Genomic DNA, 10,373 nt, shown 5'->3' with positions numbered 1-10,373 from the left:
GTGGCCGAAGCGCTGGCCAGCGAGACGCGCCCCATGATCGTGGTGGTCAACAAGGTGGATCTTTTTGCGGACAAGAGCCGTATGCTGCCGCTCCTGACCCGACTGAGCGAGATGTGGCCGTCCGCGGAGATCTTCCCGGTGTCGGCGCTCATGAAGGACGGACTGCCCGCCCTGCTGGAGCTCATCCGCTCGCGCCTGCCCGAAGGCGAGGCCCAGTTCCCCGACGACCAGATCTCCACGGCCCCGGTCCGCTTCATGGCGGCGGAGATCATCCGTGAGAAGCTCTTCCTGCAATTGCGTCAGGAAGTCCCCTACTGCATCGCCGTGGAGGTGGAGCACTGGGAGGAGGACGAGGAGCGGGGACAGACCGTCATCCACGCGGTCATCTATGTGGCGCGCCCCATGCACAAGGGCATGGTCATCGGCAAGGGCGGCAAGGTGCTCAAGCAGGTGGGCATGGAGGCCCGCAAGGATATCCAGGAATTGCTGGGCGGCAAGGTGCATCTCGAACTCTGGGTCAAGGTACGGGAGAACTGGACCGAAGACCCGGCCTTCGTGCAGGAGATGACCCGCGTCGCGGAGGTGCTGTAAGATGGATGTATGCGCACGTTATGCGTCTGTGCTGGAACGGCTGGACAAGGCGGTGAGCGCCGCAGGGCGCAAGCGGGAGGACGTGACCCTCGTGGCCGTCTCCAAGCTCCATGCGGCGGAAGACGTGGCCCGCGTGGCCGCGGCCGGTCAGGTGGACTTTGGCGAGAACTATGTGCAGGAGGCCCTGCAGAAACGGCAGGATCTGGCCGCGGACCCGGCCTGCGCGCATATCCGCTGGCATATGATCGGGCATGTGCAGAGCCGCAAGGCGCCGCTGGTGGCCGGAGCCTTTTCCCTGCTGCACACGCTGGATTCCCGCAAGCTCGCTGACGGGCTGGAAAAGCGTCTGGTCGCGCTGGATGCCAGACAGCCGGTGCTGTTTGAGATCAATGTGGGGGCCGAGCCGCAAAAATCCGGTATCATGGCTGAAGATTTGCCGGAACTTGCCGATTATGTTCTGGAGCAGTGCCCGCATCTGGATGTTCAGGGCCTCATGTGCCTGCCGCCGGTCTTCGACGCCGGGGACGCCGCGCGCCCGTACTTCGCGCGTCTGCGCCGCCTGTGTGAGGATCTGCGGGCGCGCACCGGACTGGCATTGCCGCATCTGTCCATGGGCATGTCCGGCGATTTCCCGGCGGCTGTGGCCGAAGGTTCGACCATCGTCCGCATCGGGACGGATATTTTTGGTCCGCGACCGCCAAAAGTCTAGCGTGGCGCGGTTATTGCAATAGCTTACGCGGGTCCATGATGCGACGGTTCTGCGGCAGCGCAGGCGCCGTACCGTCGGGAACAGTGTTTCGGGATACCGCCAACGGCAAGGAGCAGCTATGGCAGCCAAAGACGGCAGCAAGGAATCGCAGGCCCTCCCTCCGGGAGCTGCGGGAGACACCCCAAAGAAGAAGTCCCGCGCCAAGCGGATCGTCATATTTTTGGCGATCTTGCTCATCACGTTGAGCGCCGCGGGCGGCGCGGCCTACTGGTGGCTTTATCTGCGGACGCCCGATGGCGCTGCGCCGGAAAATCCGGAAGTAGCCGCCGCACCGGCGGAGACCGCGTCGGCGCCGACAGCGGGACAGCCCGCGGCGACCGCCGGGAAGCCGGGGCAGGCCCCTGCCGCTACGGCGTCCGGGACGGCGGGATCGGCCCGTATCGAAGCTCAGCCGGAATCGCCGCGCAGCGTGGGCATCGTCCTGCCGCTGCCGCCCATCCGGGTGAACCTGACCGATCCCAGCGGGCGGCGCTATCTCACCGTCGGCATGGAGATCGAGGCCAACAGCGACGTGTCCAAGGAGCTCAAGGCTCAGGGCGCGCGCATCAACGACACCATCATCATGCTGCTGGCCGGGAAGACCTACGGCGATATCTCCACGCCGGAAGGCAAGGTGTTGCTCAAGCATGAGATCGCCGCGCGTCTCAACCAGATCCTGGGCGCGCAGCGGGTCATTCGTGTCTACTTTACCAACTTCGTGGTGGAATAGCTTCCCCACGTCTGAAACGAGGATGTGAGCATGGCGCAGGACGATCAGGACGATATGGCCGCACAGTGGGCGGCTCAGCTGGATGGTAGCGGAGGAGCGGACGACCTGCTCGCCGACGTTGACCTCAGTGGGGATGCTTCCGCATCCGCGGGGGGCGAGGATGAATCGCTGGCCTCGGAGTGGGCTGAATCCCTCGCCAATGACGAAAAGAACGGGGGCACGGACAGGCTGACCAGCTTTGCCGAGCAGGCCACGGACGCACAGTTCAAGGACATGACGGAAGCGGCCCGCCAGCCGCATGATCAGAAGCTCAAACGCGAGCTGGACTTCATCCTGGATATCCCGCTGGATGTCTCCGCCGAGCTGGGCCGTACCCGTCTGCTCATCAATGAACTGCTGCAATTGGGGCAGGGTTCGGTGGTGGAGCTGAACAAGCTGGCCGGCGAGCCGCTGGAAGTCTTTGTGAACGGCAAACTGGTGGCGCGCGGCGAAGCCGTGGTCATCAACGAAAAATTCGGCGTTCGTCTGACGGACATCATCAGTCCCATCGAACGGGTAAAGCAGCTTGGCTAGCCGCGTTCAACGCTGGTATACCGTTCTGACGGCGGCGTGTGCAGGGATCTGGGCGGTCGGGGGCGTATCTCCGGCCGCCTTGGCCGCTGAGGAGGCCGCCCCGGCGGCGAGCACGCTGGGGCAGCCCATGTTTTCCTGGGGCAGCTATGTGCAGGCATTGGCCATTTTGTGTCTGCTGTTGGGCGTGCTCTGGGTCGGGGTCTGGCTGCTGCGCCGTTACGGACGCTTCAACTTCATCCCGCGTCCCGGCACGTTGCCGCGTGACGCGCTGCTGATGGAAGCGCAGATGCCTCTGGGGCCTCGCAAGGGCCTCATGGTGGTGCGCTTCATGAATCGCAGGCTGCTGCTCGCCGTGACCGACCAGCAGATCTGTCTGCTGACGGAGGAAAGTCTTGACCATGAAACGCCTTGTCAGGATTTTCAGCGCCTCCTGGAGCAGAGCGTTGCCGCTTCTGCTCACGGCGCTGGCGCTGACGGTCCTCGCCCCTGAGCAGGTGGGGGCCGCGCAGGATCTCACCCTGCCCAGTATGCAGCTCACGCTCTCCGGCGGCTCGACCGAACCCAGCAAGGTCTCCGTCCTGCTGGAGATCCTTTTCCTCCTGACCGTCCTTTCCGTGGCGCCGTCCATCATGCTGACGGTCACCAGCTTCACGCGCATCATCATCGTCTTCAGCTTCCTGCGGCAGGCCATGGGGGTGCAGCAGCTGCCGCCCACGCAGGTGCTGGCCAGTCTGGCCGTGTTCATGACGGTGGTCATCATGTTCCCGGTGGGCAAGCGCATCAATGACGAGGCCCTGCAGCCCTATCTGCAGGAGCAGATCGACTACAAGGTCGCGCTGGACAGGGCGCAGGAGCCGCTGCGCGTCTTCATGTTCAAACATACCCGCGAAAAGGACATATCTGTCTTTTACGCCATATCGGGCATGGATGCGCCCAAGAACAAGAATGAAGTGCCGACCATGATGCTCGCCGCCGCCTTCGTCATCAGCGAACTCAAGACGGCCTTCACCATCGGCTTCCTCATCTACATCCCCTTCCTCGTGCTGGACATGGTCATTTCCAGCGTCCTGCTGGCCATGGGGATGATGATGCTGCCGCCCATGATGGTCTCCATGCCGTTCAAGCTGTTGCTCTTCGTGATGGTGGACGGCTGGAACCTGCTGGTCGGCTCGCTGGTCAACAGCTTCCTCTTATGACGGAGGAGGACGGATATGACGACGGATTTTGTCATCGGCTTCGGCAGGCAGGCCATCGAGCTCTGTCTCATGATGGCCCTGCCCATGCTGGCTGTGGGGCTCGGCGTCGGGGTGGTGGTCAGCATCATCCAGGCGGCCACCCAGATCCAGGAAACGACCCTGAGTTTCATCCCCAAGATCATCAGCATGTTCATCGCGCTTTTGCTGGCGCTGCCGTGGATCATGGAGCGGGTGGTCACCTTCACCCGTGAGGTCTTCCTCAACATCCCCAATTACGTCCAATAGAGTTTTCGCCTGCCCGGGGCGGGGCCACCCGCTCCGGGACGGGCATCCCGTCGCGCGGGCAGGCTTTCTGCCCTCGGGCATCTTGCGTAACCGGCCCGGCAATGCTATAAACAGGCTCATGGATGTTCTTGAGCAGCTTGAAGTCCGCGTTTCGGAACTTTTGCGCAAGCTGGAGGCCATGCAGGCCGACAGTGAGCGGCAACAGGCCGAGATGGCGGCAGCTGCGAGGGAAAAAGAGGCTCTTGTGGCCGAAAACGATGCGTTGCAACAGGCTTTGGCTCAGGAACGGGCATGGCGGGCCGAGGCCCTGACCCGGCTGGATGCCCTGATACAGGCTGTGGAAGAGCAAGACAGCGCGGAGTAGACGCCCATGAGCTCGGAAAACGCGAGCAGGCTGACCGTCCTCGGGACAGATATCTTCTTTCGTCCCGGCGCGGATCTGGAAAAGTTCCGGGCAACCATCGCACTGGTGGAAGAACGGTTCGCCGATTTGAAACTGAGGTCCCACGGCGCGCAGACCAAAGATATTCTGCTGACGTACTTGGCCCTTGGGCTGGCGGACGATTTACTGCAAGCGCAGAAGAAGCAGGCGGATGTGCAGAATCGCATCCAGGATCTGCTTACGCAAATAGAAGAGTCGCAACCTCTTTAACTCCCTGGGGTGTGCGTGATTTATGTCTCGGTGCTGACCTTACAAGCATACACAAGGGAGCCGTACCCGCTACCGGTGAGCACGCCCGCAAGGGAAGCCTGAAGGGAGCGCCTCGGCGCCCACCTGGGAAACCAGGTTCTGCACCGAACACATGACACGGCACTCTGGGGCATTTGCCCCGGACACCTCCGGGTGTGCCTGTCCTGCGCCGTTCGGGCGCGTCTCTACCTGCCCCCGCCGTGGTTACACGCTGACCGCTGCGCCTTGAGGCGTGGCGTTGGGCGGCCATGCCGCCATTTCGGGGGGAATCTATGGACATCTGGACCATCGTGTCGGCGGTGCTGGCGCTCCTTGTGGGCGCTGCGCTCGGCTATGTGCTGCAGAGCCGGGCGACCACCAAACGCATCGGGGACGCCGACGAACTGGCGAAGCGCATCGTCGAGGAGGCGCGCAAGGAAGCGCAGGCGCAGAAAAAGGAGATCCTCCTGCAGGGGCAGGACGACTTGTATAATCAGAAGCGCGAGCTGGAGAACGAGTTCAAGGAGCGCGAGCGGGAAGTCAAGAACCGGGAGCGCAAGCTCGAGGAGATGGGCGACCGGCTCGAAGAGCGTCTGGGCAAGGCCACGGAGAAGGAGCACGAGCTGTTGGCCACGGAAAAGGAGCTCGCCCGCAAGGAACGCCAGCTCGCGGAAAACGAAGAATACCTCCAGGGCCGCATCGAGGAGCAGGAGCAGCGCCTGTCCGAGATCGCCGGACTGACGGCGGACGAGGCCCGCGAACGTCTGCTTGCGGAGATCGAGGCCCGTACGCGGCATGAGTCCGCGCGCATGATCCGCCAGATCGAGACCGAAGCTCGCGAAACGGCTGACCGCAAGGCCAAGGAGATCCTCTGCAGCGTCATCCAGCGCTATGCCGGGGACTATGTCAACGAACAGACGGTGACGGCGGTCAGTCTGCCCAGCGAGGACATGAAGGGGCGCATCATCGGCCGCGAGGGCCGCAACATCCGTGCGCTGGAAGCGGCGACCGGCGTGGATCTGATCATCGACGACACGCCGGAGACGGTCATCCTCTCCGCCTACAGCCCTCTGCGTCGTCAGGTCGCCAAAATGGCCCTGGAACGCCTCATCCAGGACGGTCGTATCCATCCCGCCCGCATCGAGGACATCGTGCAGAAATGCGAGCAGGAGCTGGACGCGCAGGTGCGCGAGGTGGGCGAGCAGGCGACCTTTGACGCCGGCGTGCACGGCATCCACCCCGAGATCGTCCGCCTGCTGGGCCAGCTGCGCTACCGCACCTCCTTCACGCAGAACGTGCTGCAGCATTCTCTGGAAGTTTCGGCCCTCTGCGGCATGATGGCCGCCGAGCTGGGCATGGACGTCAAGAAGGCCAAGCGCGCCGGGCTGCTGCATGACATCGGCAAGGCCGTGGACCACGAGGTGGAAGGCCCCCATGCTCTGATCGGGGCGGATATCGCCAAGAAATACAATGAGGGCAAGGATATCGTCCATGCCATCGCCGCCCACCATGAGGATCAGCGTCCTTCCACAGCGCTGGCCGTGCTCGTGCAGGCGGCGGACTCCATCTCCGGGGCCAGGCCCGGCGCTCGCAAGGAGCTGCTGGAAAATTACGTCAAGCGCCTTGAGGATCTGGAAAATATCGCCACCTCCTTTGACGGCGTCTCCAAGGCCTACGCCATCCAGGCCGGTCGCGAGATCCGCGTGATGGTCAATCCTGAGAGCGTGGATGACGATACGACCTACCTGCTGTGCAAGGACATCGCGGAAAAGATCGAGAAGGATCTGACCTATCCCGGCCAGATCCGGGTCACGGTCATTCGTGAACGCCGGGCTTCCGGCTTTGCCAAGTAGGCAGGGGCGGGCGTGAACGCCATCTGGCTGCTGTTTTTGCTGGGCGCCGAGCTGCCGGTCGTGTTCCTGCTGTCCTTTGCCGCCGCCTGTCGGGCCGGTCTGGGCGGAGCACGGCGCGGCCCGGCCCTGCTGGCGGCCTTCCTGACGCCGCTGACAGCGGAGGTCTTGCGTCATCTTTTGTTGCGCAGCGGACAATATCTGTTCCTCGTGCATCCCGCCGAGGTGCTGGCCTGCCTGCTGGCTGGCGGGCTGCTGGGCTATGCGGCCTCGCGCGGGCGACATGCCGCCCCCGTGCTCATGCTGACGGATACGCTGGGCCTGTTCCTCTTTGCCGCGCTCATGGTCCATGCCGGTTTGGCTTCCGGCCTGTACGCGTCGCAAGATGTGGGGCTGGCGTTACTGGCCGTGCTGGCGGCCTGTCTGACCACGCTGCTGCGGGACACGCTCAATGCCGACAGCCCCCGCATCATGGAAGAACAGGCGTACGCCACAGGCATGGCGCTGGCGGCCCTCTTGCTGCTGGCTGCCCGGCAGCACTGGTCCGCGGCAGCGCCGGTGGTCCAATTGGGCTTGCTCTGGGGGGCCGCGCTGCTGCCTCTGCTGCTTCGTTGCGTCTGGCTCCTGCGGCAGGGGAGACTCGGTCTTTCCCGCTGGTAACATCTTGAAATATTGACATATTGCTGTACCTGAAGGCAAAGCTTTCCAAGCTGCCCGCAGGAGCGTATACAGAAAGGAGCTTCCTCCCGAACGGCAATGTTCGGGAGGAGGGTTTTTTTTTGCGTGATGCCGCATCCCGCTGCTGGCGCCGCGCCTTTGTGCGGCCTTCCACAGGGAGGCTGTCCGGCAGGCAGCGGGCGGGATCGCCTCTACCACCACAAGAATAAAGAAGGGATGTCGATGATTCCCATGCCTGAACAGCTGCCGCATCCGCAGCTTACGCCCAATATCGAGGTCGTGCTGAAAAAACGTTATCTGCGTAAGAGCCTGGACGGCTTGTCCGTCGAGGAGCCGCGCGATCTGTTCTGGCGTGTCGCCGCCGCCATAGCCGCAGTGGACGGCGACTACGGCGCGACGCTGGAAGAGCAGGCCGCGCAGGCTCGCCGCTTCTATGATCTGATGATCTCCTGGAAGTTCCTGCCCAATTCGCCCACACTCATGAACGCGGGCACGGAATTGGGCCAGCTTTCCGCCTGCTTCGTGCTGCCGGTGGGCGACTCCATCGAGGAGATCTTCGATGCCGTCAAATACGCGGCCATGATCCACAAGTCCGGCGGCGGCACCGGCTTTTCCTTCTCGCGGCTGCGGCCCAAGGCCAGCCGGGTGGGCTCCACGGGCGGCGTGGCGTCCGGGCCTGTCTCTTTCCTGCGCATCTTCAATACGGCCACCGAGCAGGTCAAGCAGGGCGGCACGCGGCGGGGCGCCAACATGGGTATCCTGCGCGTGGACCATCCCGACATCGTGGAGTTCATCCGTGCCAAGGAAAAGGACGGCGAATTCAACAACTTCAACCTGTCCGTGGGCCTGACGGAATCCTTCATGCAGGCCGTTGAGGCGGACGGGGAATATGAGCTGCGCTCGCCCCAGAACGGCGAAGTGGTGAAGCGCCTGCGCGCCCGCGAGATATTCGATCTGCTGGTCCGCAAAGCCTGGGAGTCCGGGGATCCGGGCATCATCTTCCTGGATCGCATCAACCGCGACAATCCGACGCCGGAACAGGGGGATATCGAGTCCACCAATCCCTGCGGCGAGCAGCCGCTGCTGCCGTACGAGGCCTGCAACCTCGGCTCCATCAATCTGGCCCGCTTCTTCCGGCCCGGCCACGAAGGGGAGGCCGTGCCCGCCGACGGCGGCATCGACTGGGATGCCCTGCGTGAGGTGGTCCATCTGGCTGTGCATTTCCTCGACAATGTGGTGGACGCCTCGCGTTTCCCGTTGGAGCGCATTGCCGAGACCGTGCGGCGCAACCGCAAGATCGGCCTCGGCGTCATGGGCTTTGCCGACCTGCTCTATCAGCTGGGCATCCCCTACGATTCCGAAGAGGGGACGGCGCTTGCCGAGCGCATCATGGGCTTCATCAATGATGAGGGCCACAAGGCCTCGGCGGAACTGGCGCGCCTGCGCGGACCATTCCCGGCCTATGCGCACTCCACCTATGCCGCCCGTGGCGAGGGACCTTATCGCAACGCCACAGTGACGACCATCGCGCCTACGGGCACGCTGTCGCTCATCGCAGGCTGCTCTTCGGGTGTGGAACCGCTCTTTGCTCTGTGTTTTACCCGCAATATCCTGGACGGCGAGCGTCTGCTGGAAGTGAACCCCTATTTCGAGGCGGCGGTGCGCGAGGCCGGGCTGGATTCGGACGAACTCATGGAGCAGGTGCTGGAAAAAGGCTCCATCCGCGACATGGTCGACTTGCCCGCGACGATGCGCCGCGTGTTCGTGACCGCCATGGACATCGATCCTGTCTGGCATCTGCGTATGCAGGCCGCATTCCAGCGTCATACCGACAATGCCGTCTCCAAGACCGTCAACCTGCCGCATTCCGCCACTGAGCAGGATATCCATCACATCTACTGGCTGGCCTACAAGGAAGGCTGCAAGGGCGTCACGGTCTACCGGGACGGCTGCAAGTCCCTGCAGGTGCTGGCCACGGGCGAGGGGCAACGCAAAATGGACGGCGAACCGGCAAAGGCTCCTGTCTCGGCTGTGCGCAAGCGGCCCGACGTGGTGCAGGGCTTTACCCAGAAAGTCCAGACCGGTCTCGGCGCCATGTATCTGACTGTCAATGAGGTGGACGGCAAGCCCTTTGAGGTCTTTGCCACCATCGGCAAATCCGGGCGTTCCATCACCGCCAAGGCTGAAGCCATTGGGCGTCTGGTCTCCCTTGCTCTGCGCTCCGGCGTGGAAGTGCGGGACATCGTGGCGCAGATCAAGGGCATCGGCGGCGAGCATCCGGTCTTTCGCGGCAAGGGTCTGCTCCTCTCCATCCCCGACGCCATCGCCTGGGTGCTGGAACGGCGCTACCTCAAGGACGAACAGCTCGGCATCGGCGTCACGGACATCGAACAGCAGCACTGTCCGGAATGTAATGCGGTACTGGTCTTTCAGGAAGGCTGCCTCATCTGCCCCACCTGCGGCTTCTCCCGCTGCGGCTAATACTTGCCGCTACAGGATATGGTTTCCGCAGGGGGAAGGGGGCCCCCCGCCTCGCGCGGGTGGGGTCCCCCTTCCCCCCGCACCCCCCAACCCCTCCCCGGCGCGCTTTAGAGCATTTTGCCTTTGAAAAAGGCAAAACGCGAGGCGCGGATAGAGTCGTCCGGCCCGAACCAAGCGGAAAACCGCGCTTTTTGCGCGGGATGATAGGTCGTTTGGTTTGGACGCGAAGCGTTTAACGGAAAAAGCTCTATGTGTAAGGAAAGCCGGCATTGCTTGAGCGGCATGAGGACTTCCGGGTGCGGTGATCATCCGTGTTTGCAAGATGCCGATGTGCGGGGCGTATGTGCGCGGGAGACGGACGACGACCGTGGAAGCGATTCCTCCCGTACTGCGGCGGCCAAATGGGAAACGCGGGTCATACCCGTTAGGGCCGTTAACATGGATTTTACAAACAATTTCACGGGATAAGGCAAATAGGCCGTATACGCTCCGCTTGCCTTTTGGGGCGAAGGGCCTCGTGTCCCCGGCTCTTCCCACGGTAAAAGCGCGCTCGGGAAGGGATGGGGGCTTG

12 protein-coding genes and 1 other RNA gene are annotated in these 10,373 nt (G+C 63.3%); all 13 read left to right on the top strand.

The window, feature by feature from the left end; translation table 11 throughout:
* The coding region (gene era / locus Q0K00_RS05545; protein ID WP_297227969.1) for a GTPase Era at positions 1-591 on the top strand (591 nt) is incomplete at its 5' end.
* Between the two features lies 1 nt (position 592).
* Positions 593-1,300 carry a YggS family pyridoxal phosphate-dependent enzyme gene (locus Q0K00_RS05540; RefSeq protein ID WP_297227968.1) on the top strand — a complete coding sequence of 236 codons (708 nt, stop codon included), beginning with the start codon at positions 593-595 and terminating at the stop codon, positions 1,298-1,300.
* A 118-nt stretch (positions 1,301-1,418) separates the two neighbouring features.
* A complete protein-coding gene (locus Q0K00_RS05535; protein ID WP_297227966.1) occupies positions 1,419-2,069 on the top strand; it encodes a flagellar basal body-associated FliL family protein in 651 nt (216 codons plus the stop codon).
* A 30-nt stretch (positions 2,070-2,099) separates the two neighbouring features.
* The gene (gene fliN / locus Q0K00_RS05530) at positions 2,100-2,642 is read left to right on the top strand and encodes a flagellar motor switch protein FliN (protein ID WP_297227965.1); all 543 of its coding nucleotides are present in this window, start codon (positions 2,100-2,102) and stop codon (positions 2,640-2,642) included.
* Positions 2,635-3,132: a flagellar biosynthetic protein FliO gene (locus Q0K00_RS05525; RefSeq protein ID WP_297227963.1), complete on the top strand. Its 498-nt coding sequence runs from the start codon at positions 2,635-2,637 to the stop codon at positions 3,130-3,132. The genes fliN and Q0K00_RS05525 overlap by 8 nt, the downstream gene beginning before the upstream one ends.
* Positions 3,133-3,169: 37 nt before the next feature.
* Positions 3,170-3,838 carry a flagellar type III secretion system pore protein FliP gene (gene fliP / locus Q0K00_RS05520; protein ID WP_297227971.1) on the top strand — a complete coding sequence of 223 codons (669 nt, stop codon included), beginning with the start codon at positions 3,170-3,172 and terminating at the stop codon, positions 3,836-3,838.
* Positions 3,839-3,853: 15 nt separating this feature from the next.
* Positions 3,854-4,123, top strand: coding sequence for a flagellar biosynthesis protein FliQ (fliQ, locus tag Q0K00_RS05515; protein ID WP_297227962.1), 270 nt, complete (start codon positions 3,854-3,856; stop codon positions 4,121-4,123).
* 118 nt (positions 4,124-4,241) lie between these two features.
* Entirely contained in the window at positions 4,242-4,487 is a 246-nt protein-coding gene (locus tag Q0K00_RS05510) for a cell division protein ZapB (RefSeq protein ID WP_297227960.1), read from the top strand.
* 6 nt (positions 4,488-4,493) lie between these two features.
* Positions 4,494-4,775: a cell division protein ZapA gene (gene zapA / locus Q0K00_RS05505; protein ID WP_297227958.1), complete on the top strand. Its 282-nt coding sequence runs from the start codon at positions 4,494-4,496 to the stop codon at positions 4,773-4,775.
* A non-coding RNA gene (ssrS, locus tag Q0K00_RS05500) (6S RNA) lies at positions 4,774-4,950 on the top strand. The genes zapA and ssrS overlap by 2 nt, the downstream gene beginning before the upstream one ends.
* 136 nt (positions 4,951-5,086) lie before the next feature.
* Entirely contained in the window at positions 5,087-6,646 is a 1,560-nt protein-coding gene (gene rny, locus Q0K00_RS05495; RefSeq protein ID WP_297227956.1) for a ribonuclease Y, read from the top strand.
* A gap of 12 nt (positions 6,647-6,658) precedes the next feature.
* Positions 6,659-7,303 (top strand): hypothetical protein, encoded by a 645-nt coding sequence (locus Q0K00_RS05490; RefSeq protein ID WP_297227954.1) that lies wholly within the window; start codon positions 6,659-6,661, stop codon positions 7,301-7,303.
* A gap of 240 nt (positions 7,304-7,543) precedes the next feature.
* Complete coding sequence (locus tag Q0K00_RS05485; protein WP_297227952.1) at positions 7,544-9,802, top strand: vitamin B12-dependent ribonucleotide reductase; 2,259 nt, start codon at positions 7,544-7,546, stop codon at positions 9,800-9,802.
* Positions 9,803-10,373: the final 571 nt, after the last annotated feature.

The sequence above is a fragment of the uncultured Desulfovibrio sp. genome, assembly GCF_944327235.1.
In the GTDB taxonomy this organism is placed as follows: domain Bacteria; phylum Desulfobacterota; class Desulfovibrionia; order Desulfovibrionales; family Desulfovibrionaceae; genus Desulfovibrio.
The sequence above is the reverse complement of the archived record's forward strand: the minus strand, read 5'-3'. Positions and strand labels throughout refer to the sequence as shown.